The following is a 14,346-nucleotide window of genomic DNA, read 5'->3' on the forward strand; positions in this document are numbered from 1 at the left end:
ACCCATGTTGAACACCGTCGGGATCTACCGGGAGATGTACCGGAATCCAAAGGACAACCTGCCGTCGCTACGCGAGGCCCAGGCGACGCAACCGCTCACCGATCGGCACGCGATCCTGGAGTACATGCGTTCAGCACCACCGGTTTTCGACGTGCTGGAGGATGTCACCGACCTGCTCGACGGCAGCACGGTGATCCCGGGCGGGCCTTCGTTGATCTCGGATGGACGGTGGATTTGGCGGGTGGATTCGATCCACTACCTAGCGACCTACCGATTGAACTTCCCGGAGAAGTTCCTGTTCCACGTGCGGGACGCGGACTATCAACCGCCGACCACGGTACCGGACAGCGAGGAGTTCGATGCCGACGTGCTGTCCTACTTCTGACCCCCAGCAACTCCCCCGCCCCGCCGAGATCGTTCGCCCTTGCCACAAACGTTTCCTACGCCTCACAGAGGCGACGGCTTTGTGAGGCGTATGAAAGCTGTGTGCCGATCCGACGCTTCAACCCCTCGTCGACCTACGACCGAACCGAGGGGCGCCGCGGGGCTCCGCCCGGGCGATCGCTGAGCCGCCGGATCTCAGCGACGGCCCGATCCGCCCTCCGGTACCGAGTGCCGGTCACGGCCCGGGTCGTAGAGATGGGAACCGGTGCACGACAGAGCGGGCGTCAGGGCGCGGCCGACGAGGATGACGGCCGCTTGCCGCAGCTCGGCGGCTTCGACCTGGTCGGCGATGTCGGCGAGGGTGCCGCGGAGGACTAGCTGTTCGGGCTGGCTGGCCCGGTAGACGACCGCGACGGGGCAGTCGGGTCCGTAGTCGGCGGTGAGTTCGGCGGCCAACGTGCGGATGCGGGTGATGGCCAGGTGCAGGACGAGGGTCGCGCGGGTGTGGGCGAAGTTGGCCAGCGCCTCGGATTCCGGCATGGCGGTGGAGCGGGCCTGGGTGCGGGTGAGCACGACGGACTGTACGAGTTCGGGCACGGTGAGTTCCGTGCCGAGCAAGGCGGCCGCGGCGGCGTAGGCGGGGACGCCAGGGGTGACGTCCCAGGGGATGCCGTGGGCGTCGAGGCGGCGGGTCTGTTCGGTGAGCGCCGAGTAGAGGGACGGGTCGCCGGAGCAGAGCCGCGCCACGTCGCGGCCGGATTCGTGGGCGCGTACCAGGTGGGCGGTGATCTGGTCGATGTCGAGGCGCTGGGTGTCGATCAGTTCGGTGTCGGGCGCGCAGTGGGCCAGCACCTCGGGGTCCAGGTAGGTGCCCGCGTAGAGGCAGACCGGGGAGGTGCGCAGGAGGGTGACCGCTCGCACGGTCAGCAGGTCCGCGGCGCCCGGCCCGGCCCCGATGAAGTGCACGGTCATGCGGGTCAGTGTATGTGGGCGAAGTCCGGCCATAGTCCGCGCACGGCCGGAGCGAAGGCGGAGCTTCCTGCGGCAGCGCGACCCTGTCAGCGGCCTCGTGAGGTCGTAGGCCAACCAGCTCGAGTCGAGCGGCGGGATGTTCCAGCTCGTCGGTCGCCCCGCGGGCCGATCAGCAAGCTGACCGAACCACACGGCGGTTGGCTCCCCTGCCGCAATAAGCCGCCGCGTCTGATCAGAGGTCCAGGCGCCAGCCCCGCGATCAGGCGGTCGCGTCGAAGTGCGCGATCACCTTGGTCGGCCGCAGCCGAACCACCAGTTCCCCGGGCACTCCATTGCGCTTCCCGAACTCCTCGGCCCGATCTTCACCCATGTACCGCCCACCGAGCGCCGTCGCGGTGCGCAGCAACTCGTCCGGATCCTCGGACATCGTGACCACGCCCTGAATCTGAACCGACGCGTACGGCGGCTCCTCCAGATCGACGCACAGCGCGACCCGCCCATCGCGCGTGAACGCCCGGCCCTTGGCGGTCTCCTTCCCGGTGTTGAACACGATCTCCTCGCCCTCGACGAGGAACCACACCGGCGTGACGATCGGACGCCCGTCCGCCGCCACGAAGGCGACCTTGCCCGTCCGCGTGCCGTGCTCGAGAAATTCGCGCACCTTGGGATCCGACAGAGAGGTCATGCGCACACCCTAACGGGCGTTGCCGGGCGAAGTCCGTCGTCAGCCTGCGCATGGCCGGAGGCGGAGGTAGACCTAGGCCCCATGACGACCGGCACGGACGAGTACAAAAGCGAGTTCGCCCGGCGGTACTACACGGGCGGAAGGCCGAGGGCGAGGCACGCGGAGAGGCACGGGCACCGCTGACAATGCTGCGCGCCCGACGCAGCCGAATCCCGATCGAAGCCGAAGTCCGCCTGCGCGGGTGCGCTGACGCGGATCTGCTGAACAGCTGGGTCGAACGGGCTGCCACCGCGAAAACCATCGACGAGATGCTCGGCTGATTGTGGCTTCCGGCCGGTTCTTGGAAGCAGTTCCCTACCCGTCCTCCCCCAACAACATCCCCTTCTGCTCCCACACCCGCTCCCGGATCGCATCGACCACCGCCGCGACCTCCGGCCTGCGCAACGTCTCCGTCCGCGTCACCAACCAGTACGCCAACTGCACCGAAACCTCGTCTCGCAGAACCCGCACCAGATCGTCGTGACGGTCGGCCATGAAGCAGGGCAGTAGCCCGAGCCCCGCCGCCGCACGCGTCGCCTCGACGTGGACGAAAACATTAGTGGACGAGATGGATTCGCGCATGGATGGGGCAAAGCTGGAGGCCAGGTCGAGGTCGTCGACTTGGAGCATGGAGTCGATGAAGTAGACCAGCGGGTACCGGGCGAGATCCTCGATGCCGGAGGGGATTCCGTTCTCGCGCAAGTACTGTCGTGAGCCGTAGAGCCCGAGCCGATAGTCGGCGAGCCGAATCGCCTTGGCGCGGTGTACCTGCGGCTCGCCGACGACGACCTCGATGTCCAGCCCGGACCGCTGTTGGGAAGCGCGACGGGTGGCGGTCACGATCTCGACGGCGATCTTCGGATGCCTGCGTTGCACCTGCGCCACCGCGGGCGCAGCGAGGTAGGCGCTGAATCCGTCGGTGGCCGAGAGGCGCACGACTCCCTCGAGCGTCCGGTTACCGGCCGGGTCGGCGGCAAGCGACTTGACCGCCGATTCGACGGCTTCGGCGGCGGCCAGCGCGTCGCGGCCGAGGTCGGTGAGTTCCCAGCCGCCGGTCACCCGGGTCAGCACGCGCCCGCCGAGCGTTTCCTCGAGCGCGGCGATGCGGCGGGAGATGGTGGTGTGGTTGATGCCGAGTTCGTCGGCGGCGGACACGAAGCGACCGGATCGGCCCACCGCGAGCAGCACCAGCAGGTCATCGGCGCTGGGACGGCGGCCGAATCCGGGGGAAGCCGGACTCATATCTGCATCTTTGCAGATTGGTCGTGCACATCTGGGCATTGCCACCGACAGAGATCTGCACGAATACTCGTTCCAGCCACAACGTGTGTGCCGCATCACAGATGAGGGGTGATGTGGCTCCCGTCATGAAGGAGAGTTCGATGAGCGTGCGCGAAATCGCGACGGACAGCGATCCCAGTCCGACACCCACCGGTCTACGGCGGGTCGTCTCCGCTTCGATGGCGGGCACGGTCGTCGAATGGTACGAGTTCTTCCTCTACGGCACGGCCGCCACGCTGGTGTTCAGCAAGGTGTTCTTCGCCAAGGGGACCAGCGATCTGGACGCGATTCTCGCCGCGTTCGTCACCTACGCGGTCGGCTTCGCCGCGCGACCGCTCGGCGGCATCGTCTTCGGACACTTCGGCGATCGCTACGGACGCAAGAAGCTGCTGCAATTCAGCCTGCTGCTGGTCGGCAGCGCGACGTTCCTGATGGGCTGCCTGCCGACCTTCGGGCAGATCGGCTACTGGGCGCCCGCGCTGCTGGTGACCCTCCGTTTCATCCAAGGCTTCGCGGTGGGTGGCGAATGGGGCGGCGCGGTGCTGCTCGTCGCCGAACACAGTCCCAGCCGCAGTCGCGGTTTCTGGGCGAGCTGGCCGCAGGCGGGTGTGCCCGCGGGCAATCTGCTGGCCACGGTCGTGCTGCTCGCGCTGACCTCGACACTGTCGGACGCCGCGTTCCTGTCCTGGGGCTGGCGGGTCGCGTTCTGGCTGTCGGCGGTGGTCGTGCTGGTCGGCTACTACATCCGCACCAAGGTCACCGACGCGCCGATCTTCCTGGAGGCGCAGCGCGAGGCCGAACAGCTCGAGGCGACCTCGTTCAGCGTGGTCGAGGTGCTGAAGCGTTATCCCCGAGGCGTTTTCACCGCGATGGGCCTGCGCTTCGGCGAGAACATCATGTACTACCTCGTGGTCACGTTCTCCATCACGTACCTGAAGGTGCACGTCGGCGCGGACACGAAGACCATCCTGTGGTGGCTGCTGGCGGCGCACGCGGTGCACTTCGCGGCGATCCCGCTGGCCGGGCACCTGTCCGACCGATTCGGCAGGCGGCCGGTGTATCTCGTCGGCGCGCTCACCGCGGGCACCTGGGGCTTCTTCGCCTTTCCGATGATGGACAGCGGAAGCCACCTGGTCATCATGTCGGCGATCATCGTCGGGCTGGTCTTTCACGCGCTGATGTACGCTGCCCAGCCCGCGATCATGGCGGAGATGTTCCCCACCCGGATGCGCTATTCCGGTGTGTCCCTCGGCTATCAGGTCACCTCCATCGTGGCGGGCTCGCTCGCGCCGATCATCGCGGTCCGGCTGCTCGACAGCTTCGGCTCGTCGGTGCCGATCGCCTGGTACCTGGCGGGCGCCGCGGCCGTCACAGTGGTGGCCGTGCTCTTCGCCAGGGAGACAAGCGGTCTCGACCTGCAGGCGGTCGACCGGGCCGACGCCGAGGTGACCGCTCGATGACCGATCTACTCGGACGGCGCGCCCTGGTCACCGGCGGCGCGAGCGGCATCGGCGCGGCCTGCGCGCGCGAGCTCGCGGCCCGCGGCGCGGAGGTCACCGTCGCCGACATCGACGGCGACGGCGCCCAGAAGCTGGCCAACGAGATCGGCGGAAAGCCTTGGCAGGTCAACCTTCTCGACGTCGCCGCGCTCGAAGACCTGCGCCTCGAGGCGGACGTGCTGGTGAACAACGCCGGAATCCAGCGCATCCATCCGATCGAGGACTTCCCGCCCGCGCAGTTCCGCGACATCCTCACCCTGATGGTCGAAGCGCCGTTCCTGCTCATCCGCGCGGCGCTGCCGCACATGTACCGCAACGGATTCGGGCGCATCGTCAACATCTCGTCGGTGCACGGGCTGCGCGCCTCGGCGTACAAGGCCGCCTACGTGACGGCCAAGCACGGCCTGGAAGGGCTGTCCAAGGTCACCGCGCTGGAGGGCGGCGCGCACGGCGTGACCAGCAACTGCGTCGACCCCGGTTACGTCCGAACAGCGTTGGTGGACAAGCAGATCGCCGACCAGGCCAGAACACACGGAATCCCGGAACAGCAGGTGATCGAGAAGATCATGCTCACCGAGAGCGCCATCAAGCGGCTCGTCGAACCCGACGAGGTCGCGGCTCTGGTCGGCTGGCTCACCGGCCCGCACGCGGGCATGGTCACCGGCGCGTCCTACACCATGGACGGTGGGTGGAGCGCTCGATGAGTCGGCCGGTCCGCGCGGGATCAGCCGGTTCGGTTCAGCGCCGACAGCGCCATCTCGCGCAGGATCGGCCGCGCCTTGCTCGCGGTCGCGGGCGGCGCGCTGTGCGGGGTCGAGTTGAGCAGGCCGAACGCGGCGTGCGCCTGCACCCGCGCCCCCTCCTCGGGCAGGCCAGGATGCAGTTTGCGCAGCACCTCCACCCAGACCTCGACGTACTGGCGCTGGGTGCGCCGCAGCTCGCGACGCGGCCCGGTGGGCACGTTGTCCAGGTCCCGGTCCTGGATGCGGATGAGCTCGGGCTCGCCGAACGCGAAGTCCAGATGGAAGTCGACCAGACCTTCCAGCGCGGCCTCGGCGGAGTTGGCGCCGACCACGACGGCCCGGCCACCGGCCAGCAGCCGCTGACTGACCCCGACCAGCAGCTCGACCAGCAGCGCCTCCTTGTTCGGGAAGTGCCGGTAGACCGCGGGGCCGCTGATGCCGACGGCCGCGCCGAGATCGTCGAGCCGCACGCCGAGGAAACCCCGATCGGCGATGAGCCGCGCCCCCGCCTCCAGCAATTGCTTGCGCCGCTCCGCCTTCAGCTGCTCGCGGCGGGTGAGTGCCACAGCTTCCGTGCCGGTCACACCCGCTCCTTTCACCCGATCTGGACAACTCGGTTAATCGATATTAACCTGAATTCCAGTTATCGGCGACTAACTGGACGGCGGACGTGATGACGGTTACCCAAGAGGTCGGCAACCGCGCGGCGCACGAGGCGCTCACCAGCGACCTGCGCGCGCGGCTGGCGGCGGCCGCGCTCGGCGGGCCCGCCAAGGCGCGGGAGCGGCATATCGCGCGCGGCAAGCTGCTGCCCCGGCAGCGGGTGGATCAGCTGCTCGATCCCGGCAGCCCGTTCCTCGAGCTCTCCCCGCTCGCGGCGAATGGCATGTACGGCGACGAATGCCCCGGCGCGGGCGTGATCGCCGGGATCGGGCGGGTGTCGGGACGCGAGTGCGTCATCGTGGCCAACGACGCCACGGTCAAGGGCGGCACCTACTACCCGCTCTCGGTGAAGAAGCACCTGCGGGCGCAGGAGGTGGCGCTGCAGAACCGGCTGCCCTGCCTGTACCTGGTCGACTCGGGCGGCGCGTTCCTGCCGCACCAGGACGAGGTGTTCCCCGATCGCGAGCACTTCGGCCGCATCTTCTACAACCAGGCGACCATGAGCGCCAAGGGCATCGCGCAGATCGCGGCCGTGCTCGGGTCCTGCACCGCGGGTGGTGCGTACGTGCCCGCGATGAGCGACGAGGCGGTGATCGTGCGCGACCAGGGCACGATCTTCCTCGGCGGCCCGCCGCTGGTGAAGGCGGCCACCGGCGAGGTGGTCACGGCCGAGGAGCTGGGCGGCGGCGCGCTGCACTCACGCACCTCGGGCGTCACCGATCACCTGGCCGAGGACGACCAGGACGCGCTGCGCATCGTGCGCCGCATCGTGGCCACCTTGGGCCCGCGACCGCAAAGCCCCTGGGAGATTACGGCTTCCAGGCCGCCCGCGCTGCCCGAGTCCGAGCTGTACGACGTGGTGCCGGTCGACCTGCGCACCCCCTACGACGTGCGCGAGGTCATCCACCGCATCGTGGACGGCGGCGACGGCGAGAGCGGATTCCACGAGTTCAAGGCGGAATACGGCAAGACGCTGGTCACCGGGTTCGCGCGGATCCACGGTCACCCGGTGGGCATCGTCGCCAACAACGGCGTGCTGTTCAGCGAATCCGCCATGAAGGGCGCGCATTTCATCGAGCTGTGCGACAAGCGCGAGATCCCGCTGCTGTTCCTGCAGAACATCACCGGCTTCATGGTCGGGCGTGATTACGAGGCGGGCGGCATCGCCAAGCACGGCGCGAAGATGGTGACCGCGGTGGCCTGCGCGCGGGTGCCCAAGCTGACCGTCGTCATCGGCGGTTCCTACGGCGCGGGCAACTACTCGATGTGCGGGCGCGCGTATTCGCCGCGCTTCCTGTGGATGTGGCCGAACGCGCGGATCTCGGTGATGGGCGGCGAGCAGGCCGCCTCGGTGCTGGCCACCGTGCGCGGCGATCAGCTGGACAGCAGCGGGCAGCCCTGGTCGGAGCAGGATCAGGAGGCGTTCAAGGCGCCGATCCGCGACCAGTACGAACACCAAGGCAATCCGTATTACTCGACGGCCCGCCTCTGGGACGACGGTGTCATCGACCCCGCCGACACCAGAACCATTCTCGGCCTCGCCCTTTCGGTTTGCGCACAGGCGCCGCTCGAACCGGTTTCCTACGGCGTCTTCCGGATGTGATCCCGATGTTGAACAAATCCCACCCCGTCGGTTTCGACACCGTGCTCGTCGCCAACCGCGGCGAGATCGCGGTGCGCGTCATCCGCACATTGCGCGCCATGGGCATTCGCTCGGTCGCCGTCTACAGCGACGCCGACGCCGGGGCCAGGCACGTCGTCGAGGCGGACACCGCCGTGCGGCTCGGCCCGGCACCCGCCCGCGAGAGTTACCTGGCCATCGGCAAAGTCGTCGCGGCCGCCGTGCGCACCGGCGCGCAGGCCGTGCACCCCGGCTACGGATTCCTCTCGGAGAACGCCGCTTTCGCCGCCGCGCTGGCCGAGGCGGGCATCGTCTTCCTCGGTCCGCCCGCTCGCGCCATCGAGATCATGGGCGACAAGATCGCCGCCAAGAACACCGTCGCGGCCTTCGACGTCCCGGTGGTCCCCGGCATCGCCAAGCCCGGCCTCACCGACGACGAGCTGATCGCCGCGGCCGCCGAGATCGGCTACCCGGTGCTGGTCAAGCCGTCGGCGGGCGGCGGAGGCAAGGGCATGCGCCTGGTCGAGGATCCGGCGCTGCTGCCCGACGCGCTGGTCAGCGCGCGGCGCGAGGCGGGCGCGGCGTTCGGCGACGACACCCTGTTCCTGGAGCGGTTCGTCACCAGGCCGCGCCACATCGAAGTGCAGATCCTGGCCGATCAGTACGGCAACGTCCTGCACCTGGGCGAGCGCGAATGCAGCTTGCAGCGCAGGCACCAGAAGGTGATCGAGGAAGCGCCGTCTCCGCTGCTGGACGCGGAGACCAGGGCGCGCATCGGCGCCGCAGCCTGCAACACCGCGCGCAGCGTGAACTACGTCGGCGCGGGCACGGTCGAGTTCATCGTCTCCGCCGACCGGCCGGACGAGTTCTTCTTCATGGAGATGAACACCCGGTTGCAGGTGGAGCATCCGGTCACCGAGTTGGTGACCGGCGTCGACCTGGTGGAATGCCAGGTCAGGGTCGCGGCGGGCCAGAAGATCGGCGCGCGCCAGGAGGAGATCCGCCTCACCGGCCACGCTATCGAGGCGCGCGTCTACGCCGAGGATCCCGGTCGCGGGTTCCTGCCCACCGGCGGCACGGTGCTGGATCTCGTCGAGCCGGAAGGCCCTGGCGTGCGGGTGGATTCGGGTCTGCGCAAAGGCACCGTGGTCGGCAGCGACTACGACCCGATGCTGTCCAAGGTCATCGCGCACGGCCCGGATCGCGCCGCCGCGCTCGGCGCGCTCGACCGCGCGCTCGCCGACACCGTGCTGCTCGGCGTCACCAGCAATATCGAGTTCCTGCGCTTCCTGCTGGCCGACCCGGACGTGGCGGCGGGACGACTCGACACCGGCCTGCTCGACCGCAGGGTCGGCGACTTCCGGCCCGAACCGGTGCGCGACGAGGAATTCGTCGTCGCGGCCGCCTATCACTGGCTGCGCCGCTGGCCCGCCGACGCGAACGATCCGTGGGACATCCCGTCCGGCTGGCGGATCGGCGTGCACGCGCCCACCCCGATCCGGCTCGCGGGCGGCGACCGCACCGAGCACGTCTACCTCACCGGCCGCCCCGAAGCGGCTCGGGTTCAGATCGGCGACGGCGAATCCCGTACGCTGTCTGCCTCTTTCGTGGCGGACACGGCGGAAAGCGGTGTGCTGACCCTGACCTTGGACGACCTGCGCCGCGACTACCGAGTGGCCGAACACGACGGACAACTCTGGGTGGCGAGTCCCGCGGGTGTCTCGGTGCTGCGCGAGGTCGCCGAGGTCAACGTGCGCGGCGGCGGCGAACACGTCGGCGACGCCGAAATACGCAGTCCCATGCCGGGTTCGGTGATCGCCGTCCCGGTGGCCTCCGGCGCGACGGTGGCGGCGGGCGCGCCGGTCGTCGTGGTGGAGGCGATGAAGATGGAGCACACGCTCACCGCGCCGGTCGCGGGCGTCGTCGAAGTCCTGGTCGAGCCGGGCGCCCAGGTGCGCCTCGACCAGCCGCTGGCCCGCATCGTCGCCGAGTCGAATACCTCTGAGCGAGAAGGAACTTCCGAATGACCGACTTCCTGTCCACCGGCACGCTGCCCGAGGACTACCGCGATCTGGCCCTGACGGTCCGCGATTTCGCCCAGCAGGTGGTCGCCCCGGTCGCCGCCGAGCACGACGCGAACCACACCTTCCCGTACGAGGTCGTCGCGGGCATGGCGGACATGGGCCTGTTCGGCCTGCCCTTCCCCGAGGAGTACGGCGGCATGGGCGGCGACTACTTCGCGCTGTGCCTCGCGCTCGAGGAACTCGGCAAGGTCGACCAGAGCGTCGCCATCACGCTGGAAGCGGGCGTCTCGCTCGGCGCCATGCCGATCTACCGCTTCGGCGACGACAAGCAGAAGCAGGAGTGGCTGCCGCAGCTGACCAGCGGCCGCTCGCTGGCGGCGTTCGGGCTCACCGAGCCGGACGCGGGCAGCGACGCGGGCGGCACCACCACGAAGGCCGTGCTGGACGACGGCACGTGGATCATCAACGGCCGCAAGCAGTTCATCACCAACTCCGGCACGAACATCACCAAGCTCGTCACGGTGACCGCGGTGACCGGCACGACCGGCGGCAAGAAGGAGATCTCCACCATCCTGGTGCCGACCGACACCCCCGGCTTCGTCGCGGAGCCCGCCTACAACAAGGTCGGCTGGAACGCCTCGGACACCCACCCGCTCAGCTTCAGCGACGTGCGTGTTCCGGAGGAGAACCTGCTCGGCGAGCGCGGCCGCGGCTACGCCAACTTCCTGCGCATCCTGGACGAGGGCCGCATCGCGATCGCCGCGCTGTCGGTGGGCGCGGCCCAGGGTTGCGTCGACGAGAGCGTGCGCTACGCCAAGGAGCGGCTCGCGTTCGGTCAGCCGATCGGTCGCAACCAGGCCATCGCCTTCAAGATCGCCCGCATGGAGACCCGCGCGCACGCCGCGCGCACCGCCTACTACGACGCCGCCGCGCTGATGCTCGCGGGCAAGCCGTTCAAGAAGCAGGCCTCCATCGCCAAGCTGGTGGCCAGCGAGGCCGCGATGGACAACGCCCGCGACGCCACCCAGATCTTCGGCGGCAACGGCTTCATGAACGAATACGCTGTGGCCAGGCATTACCGCGACAGCAAGATCCTGGAAATCGGCGAGGGCACGACGGAGGTGCAGCTGATGCTGATCGGACGGGAGTTGGGTCTGTGACGGAACACAGCGAGCGGCGAATCGTCCAGCGCGGCTTGTGGTTCGAGGAGTTCGAGACCGGTGTCGTCTACGAACACCGGCCGGGTCGCACCATCACCGAGGCCGACAACGTCCTGTTCACCACGCTGACCATGAACACCCAGGCGCTGCACCTGGACGCGGCGTTCAGCGACGCGCTGCCCCCGTTCAACAAGCGACTGGTGAACTCCATGTTCACGCTGTCCACCCTGGTCGGGCTCTCGGTCGCCCAGCTGACCCAGGGCACCATCGTGGCGAATCTCGGCTTCTCCGAGATCAACTTCCCGCACCCGGTGTTCCACGGCGACACCCTGTACGCCGAGACCGTGGTCACCGACAAGCGCGAGTCCAAGTCCCGCCCCGGCGAGGGCATCGTGACCTTCGCCCACACCGGGCGCAATCAGCACGGTGAAGTGGTCGCGACGGCCACCCGCAAGACGCTGGTTCGCATGGCGCCGGAGCAGGCATGACGTGGCAGATGGCGGGGCCGGGCTGGTTGTTCTGCCCCGCCGACCGACCCGAACGCTACGCCAAGGCAGCGGCGGCCGCCGACGTGGTGATCCTCGATCTGGAGGACGGCGTCGCGGCCGGTGACAAGGCCGGCGCACGCGCGGCCCTGATCGCGTCCCCGCTCGACCCGGAGACCACCGTGGTGCGGGTCAACGCGGCGGGCACCGACGAGCACGAGCTGGATCTCGCGGCCTTGGCCGAGACCGGCTACCGCCGCGTCATGTTGCCGAAAACCGAAGCGGCCGAACAGATCATCGCGTTGTCCGACTACGAGGTGATCGCGCTCGTCGAATCGCCGCTCGGCGCGCTGAACATCGGACAAGCGGTCACGGCGCGCAACGCGATCGGCGTCATGTGGGGCGCGGAGGACCTGATCGCGGGTCTGGGCGGCACCGCGAGCAGGCACGCCGACGGCGGCTATCGGGACGTCGCGCGGCACGTGCGCTCCGGCGCGCTGCTCGCCGCCAAGGCCTACGACAAGTTCGCCCTCGACTCGGTGTACCTGAACATCCGCGATCTCGACGGCCTGCGGGCCGAGACCGACGACGCGGTGGCCATCGGGTTCGATGCGAAGGTCGCGATCCATCCCAGCCAAGTGCCGGTGATCCGCGCCGCCTACGCACCCGCTGACGACGAAATCGCGTGGGCGAGGCGGGTACTCGACGAGGTGCCCAAGCACCGCGGCGTCTTCGCCTTCGAGGGCCGGATGGTCGACGCCCCGGTGCTGCGGCACGCCGAACAGATCGTGCGGCGCGCGCACGCCCACAACTGATCCACCCCCACGAGCCAGGAGGTATTGCGGTGCAACCACAGTGGGTGCCGACCGAACGGGACATCGCCGACGCCGAGGTGACCGAGTTCGCGCGGTTCGTCGCCGAGCGCACCGGCGTCGCCACGTCGGACTACCACTCGCTGTGGCAGTGGTCGGTGGACGACCTGGCCGGCTTCTGGCGGGCGGTCTGGGAGTACTTCGAACTCGGCGAGATCGACGGCGAGGTGTTGGCGAGCACGGAGATGCCTGGCGCCCAGTGGTTTCCGGGCACCAAGCTCAACTACGTCGACCAGGTCGTGCGCCAGGCGCGCACCGACCGCCCCGCCATCCTGGCCGTCGGCGAGGACGAGCCGACCCGCGAGGTGTCCTGGATCGAGCTGATCGACGCCACCGCCGCCTTCGCACGCACCCTGCGCGAACTGGGCGTCGAGCCGGGTGACCGGGTCGTCGGCTACCTGCCGAACATTCCCGAGGCGGTGATCGCCTTCCTGGCGACCGCGAGTCTCGGCGCGATCTGGAGCGCGTGCGGGCAGGACTACTCGCCGAAGGCCGCACTCGACCGCCTCGGCCAGCTGGAACCGACGGTCCTCGTCACGGCCGATGGCTACCGTTTCGGTGGCAAGGCGCACGACAAGCGTGCCGATATCGCCGCACTGCAAGAGGGTTTCGAATCGCTGCGCGCTACGGTCGCCGTCTCGCGGCTCGGCTTGGAGGTCCCCGATGCCATGCCGTGGGCGGAGGCGGTCGGTACTGACAATGCCGGGGCCGTCATCCAGACCGAGACCGTGGATTTCGATCATCCGCTGTGGATCGTCTTCTCCTCCGGCACCACCGGCCTTCCGAAGGGCATCGTGCACGGCCACGGCGGCGTGCTGCTCGAGCACCTGAAAGCCATTGCCCTCCAATCGGATATCGGCGCCGACGACACCTTCTTCTGGTACACCAGCCCGAGCTGGATGATGTGGAACTTCCAGATCGCGGGCCTGCTGGTCGGCGCGACGATCGTCTGCTACGACGGCAGCCCGACCTACCCCGCGCCGGACGCGCTGTGGCGCATCGCCGCCGAGACGCGGGCAACTGTGGTGGGGACCAGTCCCGGCTATGTGCTGGCCTGCATCAAGGCGGGCGTCGTCCCGCGCGACGAGCACGACCTCTCGGCGCTGCGCACGGTCGGCATCACCGGCTCGGCACTACCGCCCTCCTCGGCATTGTGGTTGCGCGACAACGTCGGCGAGCACGTGCCGGTGTCCTCGATCAGCGGCGGCACCGACGTGGTCTCGGCCTTCATCGGCGGTGTGCGCACGGTGCCGGTCTGGCCGGGCGAGCTCTCTGCGCCGTATCTCGGCGTCGCGCTCGACTCGTTCGATCCAGCGGGCAAGCCGGTGCGCGGCGAGGTCGGCGAACTGGTGATCACCGCGCCGATGCCGTCCATGCCGGTGAGCTTCTGGCGAGACCCGGACGGAAAGCGTTACCACGACGCCTATTTCGACATGTTCCCGGGCGTCTGGCGGCACGGCGACTGGATCACCATCACCGACCACGGCAGCATCGTCGTGCACGGCCGCTCGGATTCCACCCTGAACCGGCACGGGATCCGGATGGGCAGCGCCGACATCTACCAGTCCGTCGAGCGGCTGCCGGAGATCACCGAGGCGCTGGTGATCGGTGCGGAACAGCCCGATGGCGGGTACTGGATGCCGCTGTTCGTCGTCCTCGCGCCCGGCGCCGAGCTGACCGACGAACTGCGCGACCGCATCAGCTCGACCATCCGCACCGAGGTCTCGCCCCGGCACGTGCCCGACGAGATCCTGGTCGCGCCCGGCATCCCGCACACCCGCACCGGCAAGAAGCTCGAGGTGCCGATCAAGAAACTGTTCCAGGGCGCCGAGGCCGCGCGCGTGGTGGAGCGCAGCGCCGTCGACGACCCGGACCTGCTGGACTGGTACGCGAAGATCCGTCCTGCGCGCTGACCCGA

General features: G+C 69.0%; 13 protein-coding genes. 9 read left to right on the forward strand and 4 right to left on the reverse strand.

Annotated elements, in window-relative coordinates:
• The first annotated feature begins 4 nt into the window (after positions 1 to 4).
• A complete protein-coding gene (locus ABZV58_RS22975) occupies positions 5 to 385 on the forward strand; it encodes a hypothetical protein (protein WP_355002177.1) in 381 nt (126 codons plus the stop codon).
• 194 nt (positions 386 to 579) lie between these two features.
• On the opposite strand, the gene cobM is transcribed toward ABZV58_RS22975, so the two are convergent.
• The 3 genes from cobM to ABZV58_RS22990 all read right to left on the reverse strand — a co-directional run bounded on the left by cobM (position 580) and on the right by ABZV58_RS22990 (position 3,322).
• Positions 580 to 1,356 (reverse strand): precorrin-4 C(11)-methyltransferase, encoded by a 777-nt coding sequence (gene cobM, locus ABZV58_RS22980; RefSeq protein ID WP_355002178.1) that lies wholly within the window; start codon positions 1,354 to 1,356, stop codon positions 580 to 582.
• Positions 1,357 to 1,615: 259 nt separating this feature from the next.
• Positions 1,616 to 2,041 carry a PPOX class F420-dependent oxidoreductase gene (locus ABZV58_RS22985; protein ID WP_355002179.1) on the reverse strand — a complete coding sequence of 142 codons (426 nt, stop codon included), beginning with the start codon at positions 2,039 to 2,041 and terminating at the stop codon, positions 1,616 to 1,618.
• Between the two features lie 354 nt (positions 2,042 to 2,395).
• The gene (locus ABZV58_RS22990; protein WP_355002180.1) at positions 2,396 to 3,322 is read right to left on the reverse strand and encodes a LysR family transcriptional regulator; all 927 of its coding nucleotides are present in this window, start codon (positions 3,320 to 3,322) and stop codon (positions 2,396 to 2,398) included.
• 140 nt (positions 3,323 to 3,462) lie between these two features.
• Between ABZV58_RS22990 and ABZV58_RS22995 the strand changes: the two genes are divergently transcribed.
• Both ABZV58_RS22995 and ABZV58_RS23000 read left to right on the forward strand, forming a co-directional pair.
• Positions 3,463 to 4,821 (forward strand): MFS transporter, encoded by a 1,359-nt coding sequence (locus tag ABZV58_RS22995; protein WP_355002181.1) that lies wholly within the window; start codon positions 3,463 to 3,465, stop codon positions 4,819 to 4,821.
• On the forward strand, positions 4,818 to 5,564 hold the full coding sequence (locus ABZV58_RS23000) for a 3-hydroxybutyrate dehydrogenase (RefSeq protein ID WP_355002182.1): 747 nt from the start codon (positions 4,818 to 4,820) through the stop codon (positions 5,562 to 5,564). Before ABZV58_RS22995 ends, ABZV58_RS23000 begins: the two co-directional genes overlap by 4 nt.
• 20 nt (positions 5,565 to 5,584) lie before the next feature.
• On the opposite strand, the gene ABZV58_RS23005 is transcribed toward ABZV58_RS23000, so the two are convergent.
• Positions 5,585 to 6,187 carry a TetR/AcrR family transcriptional regulator gene (locus ABZV58_RS23005; RefSeq protein WP_355002183.1) on the reverse strand — a complete coding sequence of 201 codons (603 nt, stop codon included), beginning with the start codon at positions 6,185 to 6,187 and terminating at the stop codon, positions 5,585 to 5,587.
• 89 nt (positions 6,188 to 6,276) lie between these two features.
• Between ABZV58_RS23005 and ABZV58_RS23010 the strand changes: the two genes are divergently transcribed.
• From ABZV58_RS23010 to ABZV58_RS23035, 6 genes are read left to right on the forward strand one after another with little or no spacing between them, the layout of a single operon-like run.
• Positions 6,277 to 7,869, forward strand: a complete 1,593-nt coding sequence (locus ABZV58_RS23010) for a carboxyl transferase domain-containing protein (RefSeq protein WP_355002184.1) — start codon at positions 6,277 to 6,279, stop codon at positions 7,867 to 7,869.
• A 5-nt stretch (positions 7,870 to 7,874) separates the two neighbouring features.
• Positions 7,875 to 9,914, forward strand: a complete 2,040-nt coding sequence (locus ABZV58_RS23015) for a biotin carboxylase N-terminal domain-containing protein (RefSeq protein WP_355002185.1) — start codon at positions 7,875 to 7,877, stop codon at positions 9,912 to 9,914.
• Positions 9,911 to 11,071, forward strand: coding sequence for an acyl-CoA dehydrogenase family protein (locus tag ABZV58_RS23020; RefSeq protein ID WP_355002186.1), 1,161 nt, complete (start codon positions 9,911 to 9,913; stop codon positions 11,069 to 11,071). Before ABZV58_RS23015 ends, ABZV58_RS23020 begins: the two co-directional genes overlap by 4 nt.
• Positions 11,068 to 11,559 (forward strand): MaoC family dehydratase, encoded by a 492-nt coding sequence (locus tag ABZV58_RS23025; RefSeq protein WP_355002187.1) that lies wholly within the window; start codon positions 11,068 to 11,070, stop codon positions 11,557 to 11,559. The genes ABZV58_RS23020 and ABZV58_RS23025 overlap by 4 nt, the downstream gene beginning before the upstream one ends.
• Positions 11,556 to 12,371 carry a CoA ester lyase gene (locus tag ABZV58_RS23030; RefSeq protein ID WP_355002188.1) on the forward strand — a complete coding sequence of 272 codons (816 nt, stop codon included), beginning with the start codon at positions 11,556 to 11,558 and terminating at the stop codon, positions 12,369 to 12,371. Before ABZV58_RS23025 ends, ABZV58_RS23030 begins: the two co-directional genes overlap by 4 nt.
• A gap of 29 nt (positions 12,372 to 12,400) precedes the next feature.
• Entirely contained in the window at positions 12,401 to 14,341 is a 1,941-nt protein-coding gene (locus ABZV58_RS23035) for an acetoacetate--CoA ligase (RefSeq protein ID WP_355002189.1), read from the forward strand.
• Positions 14,342 to 14,346: the final 5 nt, after the last annotated feature.

Origin of the sequence: Nocardia sp. NPDC004654, from assembly GCF_040609595.1 — a bacterium.
In the GTDB taxonomy this organism is placed as follows: domain Bacteria; phylum Actinomycetota; class Actinomycetes; order Mycobacteriales; family Mycobacteriaceae; genus Nocardia.